This window comes from Actinoplanes sp. ATCC 53533 (assembly GCF_003947245.1).
This window is the reverse complement of record NZ_QHHV01000056.1, coordinates 1-23,925: the sequence shown is the minus strand read 5'-3', so window position 1 is coordinate 23,925 and position 23,925 is coordinate 1. Positions and strand designations below refer to the sequence as shown.

General features: G+C 71.2%; 21 protein-coding genes and 1 pseudogene. 5 read left to right on the top strand and 17 right to left on the bottom strand.

Features of this window, described 5'->3' with window-relative positions:
* Window positions 1-418 (bottom strand): TetR/AcrR family transcriptional regulator (locus DMB66_RS19295; RefSeq protein WP_148112751.1); only part of this gene is annotated, 418 nt, incomplete at its 3' end.
* Between the two features lie 215 nt (window positions 419-633).
* Between DMB66_RS19295 and DMB66_RS19290 the strand changes: the two genes are divergently transcribed.
* Entirely contained in the window at window positions 634-1,947 is a 1,314-nt protein-coding gene (locus DMB66_RS19290) for a D-arabinono-1,4-lactone oxidase (RefSeq protein ID WP_125805487.1), read from the top strand.
* A gap of 45 nt (window positions 1,948-1,992) precedes the next feature.
* Here DMB66_RS19290 and topA read toward each other — a convergent pair whose 3' ends face one another.
* From topA to DMB66_RS19260, 6 genes are all read right to left on the bottom strand, one after another.
* The gene (gene topA / locus DMB66_RS19285; RefSeq protein WP_125805486.1) at window positions 1,993-4,824 is read right to left on the bottom strand and encodes a type I DNA topoisomerase; all 2,832 of its coding nucleotides are present in this window, start codon (window positions 4,822-4,824) and stop codon (window positions 1,993-1,995) included.
* 196 nt (window positions 4,825-5,020) lie between these two features.
* The gene (locus DMB66_RS19280; protein ID WP_233624696.1) at window positions 5,021-5,890 is read right to left on the bottom strand and encodes a hypothetical protein; all 870 of its coding nucleotides are present in this window, start codon (window positions 5,888-5,890) and stop codon (window positions 5,021-5,023) included.
* A 96-nt stretch (window positions 5,891-5,986) separates the two neighbouring features.
* The gene (locus DMB66_RS19275; RefSeq protein ID WP_125805485.1) at window positions 5,987-6,517 is read right to left on the bottom strand and encodes a hypothetical protein; all 531 of its coding nucleotides are present in this window, start codon (window positions 6,515-6,517) and stop codon (window positions 5,987-5,989) included.
* A gap of 76 nt (window positions 6,518-6,593) precedes the next feature.
* Window positions 6,594-8,960 (bottom strand): sodium-translocating pyrophosphatase, encoded by a 2,367-nt coding sequence (locus DMB66_RS19270; protein ID WP_125805484.1) that lies wholly within the window; start codon window positions 8,958-8,960, stop codon window positions 6,594-6,596.
* Window positions 8,961-9,270: 310 nt separating this feature from the next.
* Window positions 9,271-9,711, bottom strand: coding sequence for an ATP-binding protein (locus DMB66_RS19265; RefSeq protein ID WP_125805483.1), 441 nt, complete (start codon window positions 9,709-9,711; stop codon window positions 9,271-9,273).
* Entirely contained in the window at window positions 9,708-10,079 is a 372-nt protein-coding gene (locus DMB66_RS19260) for an STAS domain-containing protein (RefSeq protein ID WP_125805482.1), read from the bottom strand. Before DMB66_RS19260 ends, DMB66_RS19265 begins: the two co-directional genes overlap by 4 nt.
* A gap of 372 nt (window positions 10,080-10,451) precedes the next feature.
* Between DMB66_RS19260 and DMB66_RS19255 the strand changes: the two genes are divergently transcribed.
* A complete protein-coding gene (locus tag DMB66_RS19255) occupies window positions 10,452-12,701 on the top strand; it encodes a DEAD/DEAH box helicase (protein ID WP_233624698.1) in 2,250 nt (749 codons plus the stop codon).
* A gap of 13 nt (window positions 12,702-12,714) precedes the next feature.
* Here the strand turns inward: DMB66_RS19255 and DMB66_RS19250 are convergent, their stop codons facing one another.
* The 8 genes from DMB66_RS19250 to ssd all read right to left on the bottom strand — a co-directional run bounded on the left by DMB66_RS19250 (window position 12,715) and on the right by ssd (window position 18,290).
* Window positions 12,715-13,227 (bottom strand): Rv3654c family TadE-like protein, encoded by a 513-nt coding sequence (locus DMB66_RS19250; RefSeq protein ID WP_125805481.1) that lies wholly within the window; start codon window positions 13,225-13,227, stop codon window positions 12,715-12,717.
* Window positions 13,224-13,610 carry a TadE family type IV pilus minor pilin gene (locus tag DMB66_RS19245; protein WP_233624695.1) on the bottom strand — a complete coding sequence of 129 codons (387 nt, stop codon included), beginning with the start codon at window positions 13,608-13,610 and terminating at the stop codon, window positions 13,224-13,226. Before DMB66_RS19245 ends, DMB66_RS19250 begins: the two co-directional genes overlap by 4 nt.
* Window positions 13,607-13,735, bottom strand: coding sequence for a DUF4244 domain-containing protein (locus DMB66_RS19240; RefSeq protein WP_370318749.1), 129 nt, complete (start codon window positions 13,733-13,735; stop codon window positions 13,607-13,609). The genes DMB66_RS19245 and DMB66_RS19240 overlap by 4 nt, the downstream gene beginning before the upstream one ends.
* 74 nt (window positions 13,736-13,809) lie before the next feature.
* Window positions 13,810-14,394 (bottom strand): type II secretion system F family protein, encoded by a 585-nt coding sequence (locus DMB66_RS19235; protein WP_125805479.1) that lies wholly within the window; start codon window positions 14,392-14,394, stop codon window positions 13,810-13,812.
* A gap of 122 nt (window positions 14,395-14,516) precedes the next feature.
* Window positions 14,517-15,017, bottom strand: a complete 501-nt coding sequence (locus tag DMB66_RS19230; RefSeq protein ID WP_125805478.1) for a hypothetical protein — start codon at window positions 15,015-15,017, stop codon at window positions 14,517-14,519.
* On the bottom strand, window positions 15,014-15,907 hold the full coding sequence (locus DMB66_RS19225; protein ID WP_233624694.1) for a hypothetical protein: 894 nt from the start codon (window positions 15,905-15,907) through the stop codon (window positions 15,014-15,016). Before DMB66_RS19225 ends, DMB66_RS19230 begins: the two co-directional genes overlap by 4 nt.
* Window positions 15,904-17,085 (bottom strand): TadA family conjugal transfer-associated ATPase, encoded by a 1,182-nt coding sequence (locus DMB66_RS19220; protein ID WP_125805488.1) that lies wholly within the window; start codon window positions 17,083-17,085, stop codon window positions 15,904-15,906. Before DMB66_RS19220 ends, DMB66_RS19225 begins: the two co-directional genes overlap by 4 nt.
* A gap of 107 nt (window positions 17,086-17,192) precedes the next feature.
* Window positions 17,193-18,290: a septum site-determining protein Ssd gene (gene ssd, locus DMB66_RS19215; protein WP_125805477.1), complete on the bottom strand. Its 1,098-nt coding sequence runs from the start codon at window positions 18,288-18,290 to the stop codon at window positions 17,193-17,195.
* A 457-nt stretch (window positions 18,291-18,747) separates the two neighbouring features.
* Between ssd and DMB66_RS19210 the strand changes: the two genes are divergently transcribed.
* The gene (locus DMB66_RS19210; RefSeq protein ID WP_125805476.1) at window positions 18,748-19,548 is read left to right on the top strand and encodes an HAD family phosphatase; all 801 of its coding nucleotides are present in this window, start codon (window positions 18,748-18,750) and stop codon (window positions 19,546-19,548) included.
* 297 nt (window positions 19,549-19,845) lie between these two features.
* On the opposite strand, the gene DMB66_RS19205 is transcribed toward DMB66_RS19210, so the two are convergent.
* Together DMB66_RS19205 and DMB66_RS19200 are read right to left on the bottom strand one after the other, a co-directional pair.
* A complete protein-coding gene (locus DMB66_RS19205; protein ID WP_125805475.1) occupies window positions 19,846-20,334 on the bottom strand; it encodes a PH domain-containing protein in 489 nt (162 codons plus the stop codon).
* Window positions 20,335-20,370: 36 nt separating this feature from the next.
* Entirely contained in the window at window positions 20,371-21,126 is a 756-nt protein-coding gene (locus DMB66_RS19200; RefSeq protein ID WP_125805474.1) for an oxidoreductase, read from the bottom strand.
* Window positions 21,127-21,335: 209 nt separating this feature from the next.
* Between DMB66_RS19200 and acs the strand changes: the two genes are divergently transcribed.
* Both acs and DMB66_RS19190 read left to right on the top strand, forming a co-directional pair.
* Window positions 21,336-23,321 (top strand): acetate--CoA ligase, encoded by a 1,986-nt coding sequence (acs, locus tag DMB66_RS19195; protein WP_125805473.1) that lies wholly within the window; start codon window positions 21,336-21,338, stop codon window positions 23,319-23,321.
* A 256-nt stretch (window positions 23,322-23,577) separates the two neighbouring features.
* Window positions 23,578-23,925 (top strand): annotated as a pseudogene (locus DMB66_RS19190) (protease); the annotation flags it as partial.

Sequence of the window (23,925 nt, the reverse complement as noted above, 5' to 3'; positions counted from 1 at the left end):
GGGCGAAGCGCAGCCGCGCCCGGTCCATCAGCTGGAACTGCTCCACCAGCAACTCGGCGAGCCGGTCGGCGATGACCGCGTTGTTGTCCCGCTCGGCGTCGAGCAGGTGCAGGTCCACCACGTCACCGAAGTGCAGGGTCCGGAAGCCCGGCACGCTGCGGTGCATGTGAATGTAGGCGTCTATCGCCGCATCCACGCCGTCCCACCAGTGGGCGAACGTCTCGCTGGCGAAGCGCGCCGACAGCGACTGCAGGTATCCGTCCATGTTTCGCATGGCGAGGGCCTGGACGATGGCCCGTTTGTCGGGGAAGAACTGGTAGACCGAGCCGATGGCAACCTCGGCCCGCTCCGCGAGCAGGGTCGTGGTCAGGCCCTCGTACCCGACCTCGTCCACCAGCTCCGCGCAGGCGTCGAGCATGCGCTGGACCCGGGCAACGCTTCTGCCCTGCACCGGAACCCGCCGCAGCGGTCCGGTGGTGACGGTTGGTGTCGACACGCGTCGCCACTCCCTCTCAGCAGTGATAATCGGAACGTTACTCGGATCAACGAGCGAAGCGCATCGACGGGACGCCGGGGACACGCGGCATTCCCGGTTTTGTGCGACTGTCCGCTCGTCGGGAGGACAAAGCCGTTATGACCAGTGACAACTCATCCCCCGCGGCATCACGTCAGTGGCGCAACTGGGGTGGCAACCAGCGCTCCGTCGCCAAGGATGTCTTGACCCCTGGCACTGTCGACGAGGTGGCCGCGCTCGTCAAGGAGTCGTCCGCCACCGGACACAAAGTGAAGGCGGTCGGCAGCGGGCACTCGTTCACCGACATCGCGGTCGCCGACGACCGGCGGCTGCTGCTGCACCGGCTGGGCGAACTGGTGGCGATCGACGGCGAGCTGGTCACGGTCCAGGCCGGCATGCCGCTGCACCAGCTCAACCGGATTCTGGCCGAAAACGGCCTGGCGATGCCCAATCTGGGCGATATCGACCACCAGACGGTGGCTGGCGCGATCTCCACCGGTACGCACGGCAGCGGCCGGTCGCATTCCACACTCGCCTCCTTCGTCGAGGCGGTCACCCTGGTCACAGGCACCGGAACAGTGGAGCGGATCGATGCGAGCTCGCCGCTGTTCGCCGCGGCCCGGCTCGGCATCGGCGCGCTGGGCATCCTGGTTGACGTGACCCTGCGCTGCGTGCCGGCGTTCACGCTGCTGGCCGACGAGCGCCCGCTGTCGCTGACCGAGGTGCTCGCCTGCCTGGACGAGGAGATCGCCGGCAACGACCACCTGGAATTCTTCTGGTACCCGTACACCGACCGGGCCCAGCTCAAGCGCAACAACAAGGTGCCGGCCTCGGACCGGCCGCTGTCGGCGTTCCGCGGCTGGCTGGACGACGAGTTCCTGGCCAACACGGTCTTCGCGGGCGTGTGCCGGCTGGGTCGGGCGATCCCGGCCGCCGTGCCGACCATCAACGCCGTATCGGCGCGGGCGCTGGCCGCCCGAACCTATACAGACCGCTCAGACCGGGTCTTCTGCTCGTCGCGCCGGGTCCGCTTCACCGAGATGGAGTACGCGATCCCCCGGGAAACTTTGCCCGAAGTACTCTCCGCGCTGCCCCGGATCATCGAGAAGCTGCCGTTCAAGGTGCAGTTCCCGGTCGAGGTGCGGTTCACCGGCCCGGACGACGCCTGGCTCTCGCACAGCTACGGGCGCGAATCCGCCTACATCGCCGTGCACCAGTTCAACGGCACCCCGTACGAGCCGTACTTCCGGGCGGTCGAGGCGCTCTGCGAGCCGCTGGGCGGGCGCCCGCACTGGGGCAAGCTGCACTACCGCGACGCGGAGTCGCTGCGCCGGGCGTACCCGAAGTTCGACGACTTCCGCGCCGCCCGCGACCAGCTCGACCCGGGCCGGATCTTCACCAACGCCTACCTGGACCGCGTGCTGGGCGCCTGAGAAAAGTTATCCACAGGCCTGTCCACAGGCCTGTGGCACACCGTCTCAGGAGCTCTGCGAGGCAGTCACCTTCGCTGGGGCCGCCTTCTTCGGGGCTGCCTTCTTCGCGGCCGGCGCCGCGTTCGTCGCCTTCCGCGGCGCCGCCTTCTTGGCGGGCGCCTTCTTCGCCGCGGCTGCCTTCTTCGCCGGAGCCGGAGTGGCAGCGCCGGCGGCGGCCTTCTTGGCCGGCGCCTTCTTCGCGGCAGCCTTCTTCTTCGGCGCCGGTCCCTTGGCGCGCTTCTCGGCGAGCATCTCGGAAGCCTGCGCGACGGTCAGCTCCTCGGGCGTCTGCCCGCGGCGCAGGGAGGCGTTGTACTCGCCGTCCGTCACGTACGGCCCGAAGCGGCCTTCCTTGATCACCATCGGCTTCTCGGTGGCCGGGTCGTTGCCCATCTCACGCAGCGGCGGCGCGGCGGCCCGGCGCTGACGGGTCTTCGGAGCCGCGAGCAGGGCGAGCGCCTCGTCCAGCGTGACGGTGAAGAGCTTGTCCTCGCTGTCGAGCGACCGGAAGTCGTCGCCGCGCTTCACGTACGGCCCGTACCGCCCGTTGGCCGCGACGATCTCCGCGCCCTCCGGGTCCTTGCCGACCGTCCGGGGCAGCTCCAGCAGCCGAATCGCCTGCTCGAGGGTCAGGGTGTCCGGCGTCTGCGACTTGAACAGCGAGGACTTCTTCTCGCCGCGCTGCACGTACGGGCCGAAGCGACCCGACTTGAGGGTGACCGACTCGCCGGTGGCCGGGTCGTCGCCCAGGCTGCGCTCGCCGCCGCCACCCAGGTAGAGCTCGGTGACCTTCTCGACGGTCAGCTCGTCCGGCGCGACGCCCTCGGGGATGGACACCCGGTCCTCGGGCGCCTCCTCGGTGACTCCCGGCATGGCCCGCTGCAGGTACGGCCCGTAGCGGCCGACCCGGACCACCACGTTGCGGCCCTCGTCGTCGGTGAACAGCGAGATCGAGTTGACCGCGCGGGCGTCGATGTCGCTGAGGTTGTCGGTGACCATCTTCTTCAGGCCGCCGGCCTTGGCGATCGAGTCGTCCGCGCCGACGTCGCTGCCGAAGTAGAAGGAGGTGAGGAAGTCCAGCGACGCGTGGTCGCCACCGGCGATGTCGTCGAGCTGGGTCTCCATCGCGGCGGTGAAGTTGTAGTCGACCAGCCGGGGGTAGTGCCCCTCCAGCAGGCCGATGACCGCGAACGCGATGAACGACGGGATCAGCGCCTGACCGCGCTTCTCCACGTACCCCCGGTCCTGGATGGTCCGCATGATCGACTCGTAGGTCGACGGGCGGCCGATGCCCAGCTCTTCCAGGGCCTTGACCAGCGACGCCTCGGTGTAGCGGGCGGGCGGCGAGGTGTGGTGGCCGATCGCGTTGAGCTCATCGGCCGTCAGCGGCTGGTCCTTGACCAGGTTTGGCAGGCGGCGCTCGGCGTCCTCGGCCTCGGCGTTCTCGTCGTCGGACGACTCGACGTAGGCGCGCAGGAAGCCCGGGTCGGTGATGGTCTTGCCGCTGGCGCCGAAGTCGACCTCTTCGCCGGCGGTGGAGATCGCGCGGATCCGCACCGAGATGGAGTTACCCACGGCGTCGGTCATCTGCGAGGCGACCGTGCGGCGCCAGATCAGCTCGTAGAGCTTGAACTCGTCGGTGGTGAGCTCCTTGGCGACCTCGCCGGGCGTGCGGAAGTTGTCCCCCGCGGGGCGGATCGCCTCGTGCGCCTCCTGCGCGTTCTTGACCTTGCCGGTGTAGCGGCGCGGCTGCGGCGGCACGTTGTTCGCGCCGTACAGCTCGGCGATCTGGCGGCGGGCCGCGCTGATCGCGGTCTCGGAGAGGTTCACCGAGTCCGTACGCATGTAGGTGATGTAGCCGTTCTCGTACAGCCGCTGGGCCGTGCGCATGGTCTGCGACGAGGAGAACCGCATCTTGCGGGCGGCCTCCTGCTGCAGCGTCGAGGTGATGAACGGCGCGTACGGCTTGCGCCTGTACGGCTTCTCCTCGACCCGGGTGACCGTGAACGGGCGGTCCTCGAGACGCGCCGCGAGCCCGCGGGCCCCGTCGCCGTCCAGGTGGACCACGCCGGCGCCGGGCTTGACCTTGCCGGTGGTGGGCTCGAAGTCGCGGCCGGTGGCGATCCGGTCGCCGTCCAGCGCGATCAGCGTGGCGCTGAACGAACGGGTGCCCTCGACCTTGCCCTGCACTGCCAGCTGGGCGTTGATGTCCCAGTACTCCGCGGAGCGGAACGCCATCCGCTGCCGCTCGCGCTCGACCACGATGCGGGTCGCCACGGACTGGACGCGCCCGGCGGACAGGCGGGGCATCACCTTCTTCCACAGGACCGGGCTGACCTCGTACCCGTAGAGCCGGTCGAGGATGCGCCGGGCCTCCTGCGCGTCGACCAGGTCCTGGTCGATCTCGCGCGGGTTGGCGACCGCGGCCTGGATGGCCGCCTTGGTGATCTCGTGGAAGACCATCCGCTTGATCGGGACCTTGGGCTTGATCGTCTCGACCAGGTGCCAGGCGATGGCCTCGCCCTCGCGGTCCTCATCGGTGGCGAGCAGGATCTCGTCGACCTCTTTCGCCAGCTTGGTCAGCTTGGCGATCTGCGCCTTGCGGTCGGAGGAGACCACGTAGAGGGCCTGGAAGCCGTTGTCGACGTCGACACCGAGCCGCGCCCACGGCTCGCCCTTGTACTTGGCGGGCACGTCGGCGGCGTTCTTCGGCAGGTCACGGACATGCCCGAAGGAGGCCTCGACGAAATAGTCGGGCCCCAAATAGCCGGCGATCGTCTTGGCCTTCGACGGGGACTCGACGATGACCAGACGGGTCGTCCTGGCTTTCTCCGGCACGGCACTCCCACACTTCTCGATCGATCGGCGGCCCGTCGCGGACGACGGATGCGGACCTTCAACGTAACGCGCCGGACGAAGCTGCATTCCCCGGGCAACGGAGAAGTCGGATGGTAACGGTCCGGCCACCGCATGCTTCCGACGGCGACACCGTACACCGGGAACATGGCGTCGTGTCGGGCACAACCGGGGAAGATCACGCAGCTGCGGCGCCCGGCCACAACCTTTCGGGTGCCGCGGCGGGTCGTTCGCCGACCAGTTCGGCGAGCCGCGCAAGACGCCTGCGACCTGCGATGACGTACGCCGGACCGGGCTGGAAGGTGCCGGCCAGGCCGACCCGGCTAAGCGCGGCGGCCGCGGCTTTGTCAAGAATCCCGTCGGGATCCAGACCCAGGGCGTACCCCTCGGGCCGCGGCGCTCCCGCCGCGGCGACCCAGAGCCGCAGCTGCGGCCCGGTGATCCAGAGCCGGTCGGCCGGCGGCGGCCAGGACCGCGCGAGGGCGTTCAACCTGCTGCTGTAGGCGGTCCGGACCTCGAAAGAGACGGTACGGGGCTCCGCGTTCACCTTCTTATCTACGGCCTCGGCTTCGACGTCGCCGGCCTCGTCGGTGGTCACGCCCCCGACCTCGGCTGCGGCCGGTTCGCCGGGGCGCTCCACGGGCTCCTCGGCGGCCTCCTCGGCCTGCTCCTCGGTGGCGGCCAGGGTCTGTTCCAGCGGCTCGGCCGTGAGTTCCGCCACGTATTCCTCCACGCCGTCGTGCGTCACCGGCGCCCAGGTGACCACCAGGCCCCGGGAGACCAGCTCCTCGACCAGCACGTGAACCCGCCAGGCGGCGTCGACCCGGACGGCGACTCTGGCCGTACCGCCCATCCGGCCGAGCCGGCCGGTGCCGGTGAGCAGACCGGCGAGATCGGCCAACGACCGCTCGGCCGCCTCCACCCCGAAGATCGACAGTTGCCGGCCGGCCGGCACGGTCAGGGCCGCCCGGCGCCGGCCCTTCGGGGCGGCCTGCACCGGCGCGGGCAGGACCTCGCGCGGAATCAGCGGCCACCCGGGCTCGGTCATGGCTGAGGTGCCTCTGCCATGCCCTCATGGCCCTCGCGGTTACGGCCGTGGCCGACCGCCGGCGAGCGACGCTCGGTCATGACTGTCGGCGCTCGGTCATCGGCACTCGGGCGCTTCATCGAACGCCTGCTTCAGCTCTTTCGAGTCCAGCCGGCTGGTGTCCAGCTCGCTGCGCTGGTATTCGACGTTGAGGGTGTCGACCACTGAGCCGACCTTGGCATAGAAGTCCTTCGACGGGCTGGTGGCCAGCGCCTCGATGCCACCGCGGGCCCGCCCGTACGCGTCGCGCATCGCGCCCAGCGAGGCGGCGAAGCTGTCGGCGACCTTCTTGCCCTGCTCAACGTCCGGAACCCCGGCCTTCTGCACGCCCTCCCGGGCCTTCTCGCTGGCCGATTCCGCACCGCCGAAGAGCCGGGTCAGATTTTCCTTGGCCTGCGCCGGGGTGGTCTCGGCGGTCATCTGTTGCTGGGTGCGGGTCGCCAGGGTGCCGATCTCGCTGCGCCAGGGTGCGAGCACCGTGCAGACCGTGGCGGCCCAGGCGCGGGGTGCTGGACCACCCGCGCAACCACCCAGTGTCACGACGAGCGAGAGAACAAGGAGTAAGGGCGTGGTGCGGGCCGTGCGCATGGATTGCAGCGTACGGCCAAGTCCTGGCGGAGGGCACCCGGCGAGTGCCGGGTGCCCTCCGCCGACGGTGAACGGATCAGGCACTGATCCGCTCGGACTTGTTCTCCACGGTCGGGCTGGGCTCGCCCATCGAGATCGGCTTGCGCTTGCTCCAGACCACGGCGCCCGCGATGATCAGCGCCGCGACCACCGCGAGGGTGAACCGCACCGGGTCGTTCGCGTCCGTGCCGACGCTCAGCGTCACCACGGCCGGCGCGATCAGCAGCGACACCAGGTTCATGACCTTGAGCAGCGGGTTGATGGCCGGACCGGCGGTGTCCTTGAACGGGTCACCCACCGTGTCGCCGATGATCGTGGCCTCGTGCGCCTCGGAGCCCTTGCCCCCGTACGCACCGTCCTCGACCAGCTTCTTGGCGTTGTCCCACGCGCCACCCGAGTTGGCCAGGAAGACGGCCATCAGGGTGCCCGCGCCGATCGCACCGGCCAGGTAGGAGGCCAGCGCGCCGGCGCCCAGGCCGAAGCCCACCGCGATCGGCGCCAGGATGGCGAGCAGGCCGGGAGTGAGCAGCTCACGCTGGGCGTCCCGGGTGCAGATGTCGACGACCTTGCCGTACTCGGGGCGCTGGGTGCGCTCCATGATGCCCGGGAACTCGCGGAACTGGCGGCGTACCTCCATCACGACCGCGCCCGCCGAGCGGGACACGGCGTTGATCGCCAGGCCGGAGAAGAGGAACACCACCGCGGCGCCGATCAGCAGGCCGACCAGGTTGCGCGGGTCGGAGATGTTCAGCAGCCCGAGGATCCGCGCGCCGATCTCGTCGGCCGGGATGCCCGCGTCCGCCAGCGACGACTGCAGGGTGTTGGTGTACGAACCGAACAGCGCGGTCGCGGCCAGCACGGCCGTGGCGATCGCGATGCCCTTGGTGATCGCCTTGGTGGTGTTGCCGACCGCGTCGAGCTCGGTCAGGATCTGCGCGCCCTTCTCGTCGATGTCACCGGACATCTCCGCGATGCCCTGCGCGTTGTCCGAGATCGGGCCGAAGGTGTCCATCGCGACGATGACGCCGACCGTGGTCAGCAGGCCCGTGCCGGCCAGCGCCACCGCGAACAGCGACAGCGTGATCGACGTGCCGCCGAGCAGGTAGGCGCCGAAGACGCCGGCACCGATCAGCAGCGCCGAGTAGACGGCCGACTCCAGGCCGACGCTGATGCCGGCGAGCACGACCGTGGCCGCGCCGGTCTGCGACGACTTGCCGATGTCCTGCACCGGCTTCTTCTCGGTTTCGGTGAAGTAGCCGGTCAGCGCCTGGATGGCGGCGGCCAGCACGATGCCGATGACCACGGCGCCGATCGCCACGACCTGCGGGTTGCGGCCGCTGTCGATCACGTCCTGGTCGATGCCGGCGCCGGAGCCGAAGCCCGCGAACGTGGTCGGCAGGTAGACGAAGCTGACGATCGCCACGATGACCGCGGAGAGCACGGCCGAGATGTAGAAGGCCCGGTTGATCGCGGTCAGGCCGTTCTTGTCCGAGGCCCGCAGCCGGGTGATGAAGACGCCGACGATCGCGATGACCACGCCGACCGTGGAGACGATCAGCGGGAAGATCAGGCCGTCCTGACCGAACGCGGCCTGGCCCAGGATCAGCGCCGCGACCAGCGTGACCGCGTACGACTCGAAGAGGTCGGCGGCCATGCCGGCGCAGTCACCGACGTTGTCGCCGACGTTGTCCGCGATGGTCGCGGGGTTACGCGCGTCGTCCTCCGGGATGCCTTGCTCGACCTTGCCGACCAGGTCGGCGCCGACGTCGGCGGCCTTGGTGAAGATGCCGCCGCCGACCCGCATGAACATGGCGAGCAGCGCGGCGCCGAAGCCGAAGCCCTCGAGCACGGTCGGGGCGTCGCCGCGGTAGATCAGCACGACCAGCGCGCCACCGAACAGGCCCAGGCCGACGGTGAGGAAGCCGACCACGCCACCGGTCTTGAACGCGATGCCCATCGCCTTCTCACGGCCACCGGCCTCGCCGGCCGCCGCGGCGACCCGCAGGTTCGCCCGGGTCGCCAGCGCCATGCCGGCGCCGCCGATGAACGAGCTGAACACCGCGCCGACGATGAAGAACAGCGACCGGCCGACCTTCACCGCGGTCTCGCTGTCGGTGTTGTGCACCGGTAGCAGGAACAGCAGCACGACCGCGATCACCACGAAGATGGCGAGGGTCTTGAACTGCCGGAACAGGTAGGCGGACGCGCCTTCCTGCACGGCACCCGCGATCTCTTGCATGTTGGTCGTGCCACGGCCGTTGGCCAGCACCGTTTTGACGAAGACAGCCGCGAATGCGAGCGCCACCAGCGCGAAAACGATCGCGACGATGACGAATGTGACATTCGAACTGCTGAGCGACCCCGCGCTGCTTTCCGCAGCGAGGGTTATGGAGGTCCCGGACATCAATGTCCTCCTGTACACCGACCGCACCCGGGCAGCGGACGAAACCGCCGGGCGCACTCCCTGCTCGAGGAGACGACAACCTGGTCCCGCGGACGCGAGACCAGGGAGCAGTAGCTGATTACCGGCGTACTGTAGCGGCCGAACGTGGTGATGGTCACACCTGAATCGGGCCGTGTCGGGGTGATGTTTACCGCTGTGTGAGCGGTTGGCAACTGAATGGGTTAGCGCCTAGGCTTCGCGCCCCGAGAACGGGTTTCCGATGCCATGCGCCGAACGGCCCGATTTGTCGGCGTTTGCCCCGGCAGCGGGCTCAGCGGCGGTGCACGGGCCAGACCATGCGGACCTCGGTGCCGGCGCCTTCTTCCACCGGGCGCACCTGCAGGTCGTCCACGAAACCGGCGAGCAGCGCGAAGCCCACCCCGGTGGTCAGCGCCTCGTCGGTGAGCGACTCGTCCGCCAACTCGTCGGGCGGCAGCTTCGCCAGGCCGACGCTGGCCTCGATCGGCGCCCGGTCGATGACGCGGACCGTGTAGGCGTCGGAGTCGGACATCTCCACCATGACGAGGTCGGGCAGGCCGTACTGGTGGTGCAGGGCGACCGCGCGCGTGCAGGCCTCACCGATCGCCAGCCGGACCTCGTCCAGCAACTCCTCGGCGACGCCGGCCCGCCGGGCCACCGCCACGCCGACCAGCCGGGCCGTACGCACGTGAACCGGCGCCGGGGAGAACGACAGCCGAACCGTTGCCATCACGCCGTCGGAGGGGTGTCGTCGCGATCGCCGGACGAGATCGAGGTGGCCGCCTCGACAGAGGGATAAATCGGGAACACCTGGTCGAGCGCGGTGATCCGGAAGATCTTGAGCAGCGGCTCCTTGGCGCAGACCAGGCCGAACGTCCCGTTCGCGGCGCGCAGCCGCTTCAGGGCGCCGACCAGCACACCGAGGCCGGTCGAGTCGAGAAAATCAACGCGGGCGAGATCCACCACGACGTTGCGCGACCCGCCGTCGACCAGCTCCACAAGCCGCTCACGCAGGCGTGGCGCCGTGTAGACATCGACCTCACCACCGACGTCGAGCACCGTGTGCTCGCCGACAGTCCGGGTCGTCAGCGACAGCTCCATCGGTCCTCCTCCCTCGGGGGCAAGCCTTCAGGCAGCCGATCTCCACTGCGAATCTAACCACCGACGCTCGGGGGACGACGCGTCGCACCCTCCCGTCGTACCCGTTTGAGGTTCGGACCATACCGATGTCACAGTGCAGTCGTGACCACCACCGTCCCGGGCATTCCGTCGACGCGCGGTGCGCTGACCCGGCTCGGAGCGGCGGAGTTGCTGCACCGCCTGCGCGCCCGCAGCGCCGGCTCGGCCCAGAACGCCCCGGTCACCCACGATTCCCCGGCCCGCCACGATTCCCCAGCCCGCCGCGATTCGCCGGTCCGCCGCGATTCGCCGGTCCGCCACGATTCGCCGGTCCGCCACGATTCGGTCACCCACGTGGAGAATGTCCCGGCCCGCCCTGGTCGGGTGGCGCCCTGGCCGGAGTGGGCGGCGCCGGCCGTGGTCGCCGCGCTCGCCGGCCGGGGGATCACCGCCCCCTGGGAACATCAGGTCTCGGCCGCCGAGCTGGCCCGCGAGGGCAGCCACGTCGTCCTGGCGACCGGCACGGCGTCGGGCAAGTCGATGGCCTACCAGTTGCCCGCGCTGACCGCCCTGGCGGAGAACCCGCGCGCGACCGTGCTCTACCTGTCGCCGACCAAGGCGCTGGCGGCGGACCAGCTACGGTCGCTGATCCGGCTCGGGCTGGACGGGGTGCGGCCGGCCACATACGACGGTGACACCCCGCGCGAGGAGCGCGAGTGGATCAAGCAGCACTCCCGGTTCATCCTGACGAACCCGGACATGCTGCACCACGCGCTGCTGCCGGGCCACGCGCGCTGGGGCGCGTTCCTGCGCCGCCTGGAGTACGTAATCATCGACGAGTGCCACACGTACCGTGGGGTCTTCGGCTCGCACGTGGCACACGTGCTGCGCCGGCTCCGGCGGGTCGCGGCCCGCTACGGCAGCGACCCGACGTTCATCCTGGCGTCGGCGACCTCGGGCGACCCGGCGGCCGCGGCCGGCCGCCTCACCGGCCTGCCGGTCCGGGCGGTGACCGAGGACGCGTCGCCACGCGGGGCGACGATCTTCGCCCTGTGGGAGCCCCCGCTGCTGCCGCGCGAGCTCGGCGACCTGGAGGCCGAGCTGCCACCGGTACGCCGGTCGGCGCTGAGCGAGACGGCCGACCTGCTGACGGACGCCGTGGTGGCGGGCACCCGGACGCTGGCTTTCGTCCGGTCCCGGCGCGGCGCCGAGGTGGTCGCCGCGATGACCCGGCGCGCCCTGGACGAGGCGGTGCCGGGCCTGGGCGACCGGGTGGCGGCCTACCGGGCGGGCTACCTCAAGGAGGACCGCCGGGCGATCGAACGAGCGCTGCTCACCGGCGACCTGCTGGCGCTGGCCTCGACCAACGCGCTCGAACTCGGCGTCGACCTGGTCGGCCTGGACGCGGTCCTGATCTGCGGCTACCCGGGCACCCGGGCGTCGCTGTGGCAGCAGGCGGGCCGCGCGGGAAGGGCCGGCGGCGAGGCGCTGGCCGTGCTGGTGGCTCGGGATGATCCGCTGGACACCTACCTGGTGCACCACCCGGAGGCGCTGTTCGGCCGCCCGGTCGAGGCGACGGTGCTGGACCCGGCCAACCCGTACGTCCTGGGTCCGCAGCTGTGCTGCGCGGCCGCCGAGGCCCCGCTGACGAAGGAAGACCTGGAACTGTTCGGAGGCGCGCCGGCGGTGGCCGCGGTGGAAGCGCTGACCGTGTCGGGAGCTTTGCGGCGCCGCCCGTCGGGCTGGTATTGGACCCACCGCGGCCGCCCGGACGTCGACCTGCGCGGCACGGGAGGAGCCCCGATCTCGGTGGTCGAAGCGTCGACCGGCCGCCTGCTCGGCACGGTCGACCAGGGCTCGTCCCACGTCATGCTGCACACCGGAGCCATATACCTGCACCAAGGTGCCTCCTACCTGGTGGACGAGCTGGACCTGGAGGACGCGGTGGCACTGGTCCACGCGGCAGAGCCGGACTGGTCGACTCACGCCCGCGACGTGACGGACCTGTCGGTGGTCTCGATCCGCGAGTACGTGGACGCGGGCCCGGTCGGGCTGTTCCTGGGCGAGGTGGACGTGACCAACCAGGTGGTCTCGTACCAGCGCCGGCGGATCGGCTCAGGCGAGGTGATCGACACCCGCCCGCTGGACCTGCCACCCCGGGAACTACGCACGGTGGCGGTCTGGTTCACCCTGTCGCCGAACCTGCTGACAGCCTCGGGCGTGGAAGCGGCGGACGTGCCGGGAGCGCTGCATGCGGCGGAACACGCGGCGATCGGCCTGCTGCCGCTGGTGGCGACCTGCGACCGCTGGGACATCGGCGGCCTGTCGACGGCGAACCACCAGGACACCGAGGCCCCGACGGTATTCGTATACGACGGCCACCCGGGCGGAGCAGGCTTCGCGGAACGGGCATACGGAACGGCGGCGGCCTGGCTGCGGGCGACCAGGGAAGCGATCGCGAGCTGCGCCTGCGAGACGGGCTGCCCGTCCTGCGTGCAGTCCCCGAAATGCGGAAACGGCAACAACCCGCTGGACAAGAAGGGCGCGGTAGCGGTCCTGGACGCGGTCCTCGCCGCCCTGCCCGACCCGCCGCCGCCGGTTTGACTCCCACAGGGCTTCAACCGGCGGGAATCGATACGGGACCCGCGCGGGCGGCGGCTGTCGCATAGCGGGTAAGGCCCGGCAGGGGTGTCACGGTGACCTGAACCTCGACCACAAGCTCCAGGCCGTCGAGACGGCAGGAGACCATGCGCGCACCGTTGGCAAACACGAGCCGCCCGGCCCTTTCGCAAGCCGCCTCCGCACCCTCCACGGCTCGCACCGCGCCGGCCAGCGCACCGAGGTCAGCCGCCGTCCTCGCCTGATGACGGCCCACCCGAGCGGCACCGACGGCCGCCCCGGCAAGCCCGGCCGCCACCAAAACCAACCCGAGCGCCAGCACAAAGAGCGACGCCGCACCCCGATCCCGCCCACGCCCCCAGGCCCCGCCGTCATCCACCCCGCCGTCAACCGCCCCGCCGTCAACCGCCCCGCCGTCATCGCGATCTGCGGCGCGGCCCTCGCCCCGGCCCGGGCCAATATCCCCGCCACGATCGGGGCCGCGATCCGGGCCACGATCCTCGCTGATCATGGGACTGCGGTCGTGGTGTCGGGTTCTCGGGCCGCGACCGCTTCCGCTCGTACCGTGATGGCCGGGAGGTGGCCGCCCAGGAACGGCACCCGCGCGCGGACCGTGACCGTCACCGTGTCCTCGCCTTCCGCCAGGTTGATCCGAGCGTCCGCGGGAGCGATCCGCGCGGCGTTCTCCAGTCCCGCTCCGCCGCGGGCCGCCACCAGGGCTCCTTCCCGGGCCGCGTCCACGCATCTGCCCTGAGCCGTGACCGCGCAGACCGCCGTCAGCCCGGACAGCAGAAGCAGCATGAGCGCCGGCAGCCCAGCCGCCAGTTCGGCGGTGAACGCGCCGCGATCCCGCCCGAGCCCTCGCAGGCGGCCGGGCCGCCGGCGCCCGTTCACTTCAGGGCCTCGTTGATCACGCGGGTCAGCGCCGTCAGGATGCTGGGGCTGTTGAGGACCTTGAACAGGACGCCGGCGAACGCGACGGCCGCCAGGCAGCCAACGGCATATTCAGCGGTACTCATACCTTCGTCGCCCCGCAGGCCGGCCAGGCGGACGATGAGTCTGCGCACGTAGATCTCCTTCTTGTGGTGGGTTCTCACAGGACGTCGCCAACGACGGCGACCACCACCGGCACGAGGCCGGCGAGCACAAAGGCGGGCAGGAAGCACAGCCCGAGGGGCAGGACGATGAGGACACCGGCGCGGTGGGCGGCGGCCTCGACGGCCACCGACCGGTCGCCGCGCAGGTCGTCGGCGAGCCGGGTCAACGCCCGGGCCAGCGCGCCCCCGCTCGCGCTGGACCGGACGGCCGCCGCGACGAGCCGGTCGGCACCGGGCACGTCGGCCAGGTGCGCCCACGCCTCCGGCGGCTCGGCACCCAGCCGCAGCGAACGGCCCACCCGATCGAGCCGCTCCCCCAGCGGCCCGCCGAGTGCGTCGGCCACAGCGACGGCTGCCCGGTCGACGGGGGCACCGGCCCGCAGCACGGCGGCGAGCAGATCCGCACCCAGCGGCAGGTCCGCGACCGCCCGCAGCCGGGCCGCCCGCACCGCAGCCGGCTCCCGACGCCGCAGGAACTGGTCCGCACCGATGCTGGCAGCGACTCCGACGGGCACCGCCCACCAGCGGCCGATCACTGCGACCACCGCAAGCCCGGCCGCAGCGGCGATGAAGAGCCGCATACGACGGTCGGCTGAGCCGGCGACGGGACCGCGCAGCCGGAACAACCGTCGCCTGACCGCACGCCGCCGAACGAGCGATAGGCCAAGCAGCCCGGCAAGAACGACCAAACCCCAGAGAATGATCAAGGGAAAACCTCACTGCCGCACTCGATGGCCGGGGGACAGGTCTCCATCGGAAGCGGGATCCGTGCGGCGCCGCAGCCGCTTCTGCTGCCGGCCGCCAGCGCGACCAGCAAGTCACCGGGAACGACCGTCCCCAGTAGATCCTCACGTCGCGGGCAGCGCGGAGATGGCGCCTCCGCCGCCCGAGCCGCGTGCAGAAACGCGACGGCGCAGCACGAGCGAAACGGCACCTGCACCGGCCCGCCGGATCGCAGGAACACGGCAGCACCGCACTCCAGCTCGGCTGTCGCATCGGCCCTGGCCACCACATCGGCCCCGGCCATCGCATCGACTGTCATCGCATCGATCCGGACCACCGCATCGGTCCGAGTCATCGAGTCGATCCCGGCCACCCCGTCGATCCCGGCCATCGCATCGATCCCTGCCATCACATCGACCCTGGCCACCGCGTCGGCCCCGGCCACCGCGTCGGCCCCGGCCACCGCGTCGATTCCGGTCATCGCATCGGTCCGTTCGCGAGTCGGTCGGCCCACAACAGCCCAACGGACTGCAGCAGGACCGCGCCGATCGCGCACGCCGCGCCCATGGGTGTGTGCAGCAGGACCTGCAGCGGATCGACGTCGATCCCGTATCCGAGGGCGATGCCGCCGATCGGCAGGGCCGCCAGGAGCAGCGCGGTGGCCTGGGCGCCGGCCGCTTGAGCCGCCGCCATGGCTCGGGAACGATCGCCGGCCCGGGCGTCGGCCTCGATCCGTTCGACCAGATCGGCGGCGGGCGCGCCGGTCTGCTCGGCCAACCGCCACACGGCCGCGGTGAGCTCGGCCAGCCGAGGATCGAAGAGCTCATGCGACTGCGCGGCATCGTCGCCGGCGGCGACACCGGAGAACCGCTGGGCGGAGCCGGCGGCGGCGGAGCCGGCTGTTGTGGACGCTGCCCCGAGCGGCCCGATCGCGAGCCCCGCGCGCAGATCAGCGGCCAGCGCGTTCAGGTTGTCGAGGCTGCGGGAGCGTGCCGCCACGGCTCGGCGACGTCCGGCGCGACGGACCGCGGCTCGTGCCCCGAGCGCGCCGTAGGCCGCGAGGACCAGACCGGCGACCGGCCCAGCCACGATCCATCCCGTCGCCGCGCCGGTCAGCACGGCGGCGCCCACGGCCCGCCGCGGCGGCCCATCGGCCAGTGCCTGGATCCGGGACCCCAGCCGACGAAGATCCACGGCGGTGGCGACCCGCCGCAGCTTCCGCCGCCCACCATCAAGCCGCCCACCATCGAGCTGCCCACCATCGAGCTGCCCAACGTCGAGCCGCCGGAGCGCCGCGCCCGCCGGCCAGGCCGCTACGGCCGCCGCCCCCGCCAGCAGCGATGCGGCGATCACCCACGCCACCCCGCTCACGGTCGCGCTCCCCCGGCCGCCCGCAGGATCGGTGGGACCGTCACGCCACGGTCGGCCAGGTGCCGGGCCAGCGTTTCCGCGCCTGGTCCAGCTCCTCGGCCGAGCTGCCAGGCCGGCACGACCGTCACCAGCCGCTGATCCCCCGCCGGCCGGAGCACGCCGACGGACTCCAGGATCCGTCCCTTGCCCGTCCGCCGGACCTGCAGCACCACCTGCAAAGCCGCCAGCACCTGGGCATGCAGCGCCGCCCGCGGCAGCCCACCGAGCATGCCCAGCGCCTCCAGCCGGGCCGGCACGTCCGCCGGCGCGTTGGCGTGCAACGTGCCCGCCCCACCGTCGTGCCCGGTGTTCAGCGCGCCCAGCAGGTCGACGATCTCCGCGCCCCGGCACTCACCGACCACCAGCCGGTCCGGCCGCATCCGCAGCGCCTGCCGCACCAGATCGGTGAGCCCGACCGCGCCCGCGCCCTCGACGTTCGCGGTGCGTGCCTGCAACGCGACCACGTGTGGATGCACCGGCCGCAGTTCGGCCGCGTCCTCCACCAGCACGATCCGCTCGGTCGGCGGCACCAGCCCGAGCAAGGTGCCCAGCAGAGTGGTCTTGCCCGAGCCGGTGCCGCCGGTCACCAGGTAGGCGAGCCGCGCGGCGACGACAGCGGCCAGCAGCGGAGCCAGCGCCTCCGGAACCGTGCCGTGCTCGACCAGGTCACCGAGGCTGAACGGCCGCTGCCGGAACGTCCGCAACGACAGGTACGGCCCGCTCGTCGCCACCGGCGGCAGCACGGCGTGCAGCCGGGTGCCGTCAGCGAGCCGCGCGTCGGCGTACGGCTGGCCGTCGTCGAGCCGTCGCCCGCACGCGGCGGCCAGTCGCTGGGCGAGCCGGCGTACGTCGTCGGGCCCGCCCAGGGCGACCGGCGCGCGCCGCAGCCCAGCACCGCGGTCCACCCACACCTGCACGCCGTTGACCAGCACATCGGTGACCTCGGGATCGACCAGCAGCGGCGCCAACGGGCCGGCGCCGACCAGTTGGTCGTGCACGCGGTCGGCCAGCCGCAGCACGGCGGTGTCCCCGAGCACGACGGCACCCGGCTCGGCTCGCACCGCCGACACCACGGCCGCCGGGGTAGCCTCCACGCCGTCGACGGCGAACCGTCGGCGCACCCGCTCGGCGACCTCCACCGACTCCGATCCGCCGGAACGCCCGGAGTAGGTCGAGCCGGAGCGAACAGGCCGCGCCGAGGCCGTTCCGCCGAACCAGGGCGCGCCGGAATCAACCGGCTGGGTGCTCACGCGGCCACCCCCGCGCGGTCGTCCTCGGTCAGCTGCCGGATCAACCGTTTGCACAGCTCCGCCAGGGGCCCACGCCCGTCGGCAGCCGGGGCGTCCCCCTTCTCCAGGGCCTGGCACACGGCCGCCTCCGGCCGCAGCGAGCCGGCCAGCGGCAGCCCGATCGACCGGGCAACCTCCCGCGCCCTCAGCTTTCCGGGCGCCGGCCCGCGCACCACCACCGCGAGGTTTTCGCAGTGCATCCGGACCACCGCCGCGATCCGGGATGCCGCCGCGGTCGCGCGCAACTCGGCCGGCACGATCATGATCGCCAGGTCGGCCGCTTCCAGTGCCAGCGTCGCCGCGTCGTCGAGCTGGCGGGGCAGGTCCGCGATGATCACGTCGCGGCCGCGACGGGCGGCGTCCAGGGTCGCCGCCATCGCTTCGCCGGGCACGGGGAGCACCTCGTCGCGGGCGAACGAGAGCAGCACCAGATCGCCGCGGTGCGGCAGCGCCTTCAGCAGCGCCGGCGGGTTGACCCGGCCGCCCGCGCCCGCGAGCGCCGGCCAGCGCAGGCCGTCCACACCCTCCCAGCCGAGCACCAGGTCGAGACCGCCACCCACCGGGTCGGCGTCGACGAGCAGGGTGCGGTGGCCGCTGCTGACGGCGGTCACCGCCAGGGCGCCGGCCAGGATGCTCGCGCCGGCCCCGCCCCGGCCGCCGATCACGGCGAGGACCCGGCCCGGCGCGGTTGGGCCGGTGCGTTCCGCGAAGCTGTCGACCAGCCACGGCTCGGCCGTGGGCAGCGCGGCCACGTGCTCGGCGCCGAGGCTCGCGGCGACCTCCCAGGCCGCCTCGATCGCCGGGGTGTGGCCCACGATGACCACACGGGGGCGGCGTGGGAGGCGGGCACGCAGGCAGGCCGCCGCCTGGTCAGCGCCGATCATCACCAGCGGGGCGGCCGCGAAGCGGGACCGGGCCGCCACCGGGTCGGGGGCCACGTCGACCTCGGTGCCGCCGGCCGCGGCCAGGCGCAGCAGGTCGTCGAGCAGATCCGGATCGGCCGTCACGACCAGCGGCAGGCGCGGGCCGGAACGGACGGAGGTGCGGGCTGGCATCGCGGCTCCACGGGTACGGCGAGCGGGTTGGGCACCCACCGTCGCGCCCCGGACCGGCACCGCTCAACCGCGCGGTGCCAGCCCTGTGGACAGTGCCTGTCCTGTGGACAACGCACTCTCAGGGAGCTGATCTGCTAAGGAATGCACCGGTCCAGAGATGGGAACGACCCCCGACGGGGGAGTCGGGGGTCGTTCTGGGATTCGGCTCCGGGGGGGTCGAGCCGAATCGGACCCGGTGATCGCGGGGGGCGCAATCACCGAGAATCTGGACGGGGATGAGTGTGGGCCGACCGGATTCACCCAGACAACATGAATCTCAGTCGCACCACAAGCATGCCTCAGGAGCGCGCCACCGTCGAGTACCCAGGGTGACCGACTGCCCGCCCGGCGGCATTTCGTCGCTGTCCGCGTGCCGAGCGGGCCGGCTCGATGCGACATGCGGCTACACTTTCGGCCCGTGGGGCAGAGTGCCGCCTTCTTCGACCTAGACAAGACCGTCATCGCCAAGTCCAGCGCGCTGGCCTTCGGACGGCCTTTCTATCGCGATGGGCTGATCTCCCGCCGCGACGTGGTGAAGTCCGCCTACGCACAGTTGATGTTCCGGCTCGGCGGCACGGACGAGCAGACCATGGCCCGCACCCGCGACTATCTCGCCGCGCTGTGCAAGGGCTGGAAGGTCGAGCAGGTCCAGCAGATCGTGGCGGAGACCCTGGAAGAGCTGATCAACCCGTACGTGTACGCCGAGGCCGCCATCCTGATCGGCGAGCACCAGGCTGCCGGCCGGGACGTCGTGCTGGTCTCGGCGTCCGGCGACGAGATGGTCCGGCCGATCGGGGCCCTGCTCGGGGTCACCGACGTGATCGCCACCCGGATGAGCATCGTCGACGGCCGGTTCAGCGGCGAGGTCGAGTTCTACGCGGCGGGCCAGAGCAAGGCCGACGGCGTCCGCGAGTTGGCCGAGGAGCGCGGATACAACCTGGCGGAGTGTTACGCGTATTCGGATTCGAGCAGTGATCTGCCGCTGCTGGAGGCGGTCGGGCATCCCAGCGTGGTCAACCCGGACCGGACGTTGCGGCGGGTCGCCCAGGAGCGCTCCTGGCCGGTGCTGGAGTTCCGGCACCCCATACCGCTGGGTCGCAGGCTGCGGGAACGCCCCGCCGTGCCGGTCGCGGCGGCGGCGATCGGCGTCGGGGTCGGCGTGGCGATCGGGATCGCCATCTACGGCCGGCACCGCCGCCTCCGGGCCGCGCCCGCCTGAGGCCCGCGGCCTGCTCGACAGCGGAATGTGAAGACAGAATCCCGAAGCGTCTGACCAATCACCGTCCGTAGCTTTACCTCGGCGAACCCTGGTGATCAAGGACGGCCCGGCGTAGAAAGAAGGGGCGGAACCTGGCAGCAGGAACCGTGCACGGCCACCGGGAACCCACGCGCGATCAGCCACGGCAGGCACGTTGCGGCGGCACCTCATCAGGACTGTCGACAACGACCCAGGTGCACGCCTGATAACCCGGTAGGACGTGCGAAGCGACGGCGCCTCACTCGTGAGGCGCCGTCCTCACGTCCGGAGGGTCGACGCCATCGCGGCCTGGTGGCGTTCACGCAGCTCGCGATAGACGTCGCGGAAGACCTGCGGCCGGGAGTGAAAGTCGATCCCCTGGGCCCACAGTTCGGTGTTCACCGTCGTCCCGTCGTGCCGCTCGATCAGCACCGTCATGCCGGCCTGCAGCTCCCAGCCACCGATCTTGTGGGAATGCCGGTGCAGCCGGACGTGAGCGATCTCCGGCCAGCGCATCGTGCGCGACCGCAGCAGCCCGCGGATGCGCAGACCGTCCGGCCCGACGTAGACGCCCATCTCGAGGATGCGCCAGCCGCCCACCACCCAGACCGCCGCGATGACCACGGCGAGGATGCGGACACCGTGGCCGGCCAGCCCGAACTGTTCGACGGTGGTCCAGCCGAACAGCCCGAGCGCGATGGCTTCCCAGGCGATGACCAGCCAGCGCCCGGTTCCCGGCGAGTAAGGACGGTTCCACGCGTCTTCCACCTGGCCGAGTATGCCAATCTCAGCCGGGGAGGAACATCAGCCAGGAAAAGGACCGCCCGCGGGGGCGAGCACGGCGTCGCCGATCTCCGCGATCTCGTCGGCGCCCGCGGACACCGCCGCCGCGTAGTGGCGCAGCCAGGACCGCATGCCGTCGGGCGTGCCGGTGGCGTAGGCACCCGCGGCGCCGACGTACTCGGGCTCGCGGGCCAGGTGACCGGCCTCGACGCCGACCAGGCCGCGGGCGTCCAGGCCGCGGCCGACCAGGGTGAGCCGGGCCGCCGCGCGGGCGACGACGCCGGCCGGACCGGCGAACGGCTTCAGCGTCAGCAACTCGGCGTGCACGATTGCCGCGAGCAGCAGCGGCGGGGTGCGGTCGTTGCCGGCCACGAGCCCGGCCAGCGCGTCGATCCGGTCGGCGCCGCTCTCCAGTCGGCCCAGCGCGGCATCCGGCACGACGCCACGGGCCGCCAGCACGTGCAGCCGGGCGAGCACCTGGCGCGGCGCGCGGGGCCACAGGTCGACGAGTCCGCCCACCGCTTCGGCGACCCGCAGGGCACCTTGGACCACCGGGTCGGTCACCGTGCCGGCGCGCACCTCCTCGAGGTCGTACCGGTGCTCCTCAAGGGCCGCGCTGGCCACCGCGGCCCGCAGGCTGACCTCGGCGGCCACCTGGCCGCCGTTGCGGCGCAGGGCGCGATGCCGCAGCGCGGTGTCGACCCGTTCGCGGGCGGCGTCGAGGGCGGGCTCGACGTCGGCGAGCGCGAGCAGCGGGGCAAGTGGATCGGCAGTCACGGGCCTACCGTAGCCGGAAAGAGTTCGGAAACATGGGATGCGCGAAGCCGCTCGCAAGTGGCAAGATTCGCGCAGTACTGAACATGGCGCGCGCGCCGATTGCCATTCGGCGCGGCTACAGGGCGGTACAGCTTGCAACTCTCGCCGGGCACCTCCGGCAGAACTAGTGTTCAAACGAAGCTACCGGTCATGGCAGAGGAGCCGCCCTCATGAGCGAGACACTGGAGAACCTGTACTCGGAGACGCGGACATTTCCGCCGCCGGCCGAGCTTGCCGCGAACGCCAACGTCAAGGCGGAGGCATACCAGAAGGCCGACGAGAACAGGGAGGGCTTCTGGGAGCAGCAGGCGAAGCGGCTGCACTGGACCAAACCGTGGGACCAGGTGCTCGACTGGTCGAACGCGCCGTTCGCCAAGTGGTTCGTCGGCGGCGAGTTGAACATCGCCTACAACTGCGTGGACCGCCACGTCGAGGCCGGCCTCGGCGACAAGGTCGCCATCCACTGGGAAGGCGAGCAGGGCGACACCCGCGCGGTCACCTACGCGGAGCTGCTCAGGAGCGTCAGCCAGGCGGCGAACACGCTGACCGAACTGGGCGTGACGGCCGGCGACCGGGTCGCGATCTACCTGCCGATGATCCCCGAGGCCGCGGTGGCGATGCTGGCCTGCGCCCGGATCGGCGCGCTGCACAGCGTGGTCTTCGGCGGCTTCTCGGTCGACGCGCTCGCCACCCGGATCCAGGACGCCGACGCCAAGCTCGTCATCACGGCCGACGGCGGCTACCGGCGCGGCAAGCCCTCGGCGCTCAAGCCGACCGTCGACGAGGCCGTCGCGCAGTGCCCGAGCATCGAGCACGTGCTGGTCGTCCGCCGCACCGGCGAGGACGTCGCCTGGGGCGAGAAGGACCTGTGGTGGCACGAGACCGTCGAGCAGGCCAACGACAAGCACGAGGCGCAGGCGTTCGACTCCGAGCACCCGCTCTTCATCCTCTACACCTCGGGCACGACCGGTAAGCCGAAGGGCATCCTGCACACCACCGGCGGCTATCTGACCCAGGTCTCGTACACGCACCACGCGGTCTTCGACATCAAGCCGGAGACCGACGTCTACTGGTGCACCGCCGACATCGGCTGGGTCACCGGCCATTCGTACATCGTCTACGGTCCACTGTCGAACGGTGCCACCCAGGTCATGTACGAGGGCACCCCGGACACCCCGCACCGCGGCCGGTTCTGGGAGATCGTCGACAAGTACAAGGTCAGCATCCTGTACACCGCGCCCACCCTCATCCGCACCATGATGAAGTGGGGCGACGACATTCCGGCCAAGTACGACCTGTCGTCGCTGCGCGTCCTCGGCAGCGTCGGCGAGCCGATCAACCCCGAGGCCTGGATGTGGTACAGGGAGCATGTCGGCCGCGACAACGCCCCCATTGTGGACACCTGGTGGCAGACGGAGACCGGCGCGATGATGATCTCGCCGCTGCCCGGCGTGACCGCCTCGAAGCCCGGCTCGGCGATGACCCCGCTGCCCGGCATCACCGCCGACGTGGTCAACGACGAGGCCGAGTCGGTGCCGAACGGCGGCGGCGGCTTCCTGGTGCTGCGCGAGCCGTGGCCGTCGATGCTGCGCGGGATCTGGGGTGACGACCAGCGTTTCAAGGACACCTACTGGTCGCGCTTCGGCAAGGGCGCGGGTGTCGGCGACGAGTGGATCTACTTCGCCGGCGACGGCGCGAAGAAGGATGACGACGGCTCGCTCTGGCTGCTCGGCCGGGTCGACGACGTCATGCTGATCTCCGGGCACAACATCTCGACCACCGAGGTGGAGTCGGCGCTGGTGTCCCACCCGTCGGTGGCCGAGGCCGCCGTGGTCGGTGCGACCGACGCGACCACCGGCCAGGCGATCGTGGCGTTCACCATTCCTCGCGGCAATGTGGACACTTCGGGCGACGCGGGCGAGCAGCTCATCCAGGATCTGCGCAGCCACGTGGCCAAGAAGCTCGGCCCGATCGCGAAGCCGCGGCAGATCATGCTGGTCGCCGAGTTGCCGAAGACCCGCTCCGGCAAGATCATGCGGCGCCTGCTCAAGGACGTCGCGGAGAACCGCTCGCTGGGCGACGTCACGACGCTGCAGGACTCCGCCGTGATGGACCTGATCTCGTCGGGCATGCAGGCGGGTAAGTCCGAAGACTGAGATAGTCGTCAATGAACGGCGGCGGACCCGGAATCATGGGTCCGCCGCCGTTTTATGTGCACAGTCCATTTTTAGGCATATGTCGGTGCTCGTGTTATGCAAAAGCCATAATGCGTAACCATCGCTCATCAATGTCTCGCGCCGCTTCCAACACATCAGTCTGTTTGCATACGTTCACGTGAGCCTCGAATCCGAGGCCGGATTGCCGCCGTCCGCTGCACCTCAGCGCGCGGTCACGTCAACGGAGGTACACGTAGTGCGCAAGGTGGTCGTAGGACTACTCGGCGCCGCGATGGTCACCAGTGTCGGGGTCATGCTCCCCGGTGGTGCCAACGCCGCCCCGCCAGTGGATCCAGCGCCGGTCGCAAAGGCCGATGCCAACTCAGCACCTGTCGACGATCTGCCCAACCCGCTCGAGGACAAGCGTCGCGCCCTGCGCGAGCAGGCCGTCGCCGACGTGGTGAGCGGCAAGGCCAAGGCGGTGACGAAGGACGGCAGTTCGGTCGTCAAGGTCGGACGCACCCAGGGCTCCGGCACGAGCAACCGCGCCGTCGCCAAGGCCGGCCAGGACCAGTACGTCGAGGTCGGCCGCGAGCGGACCGAC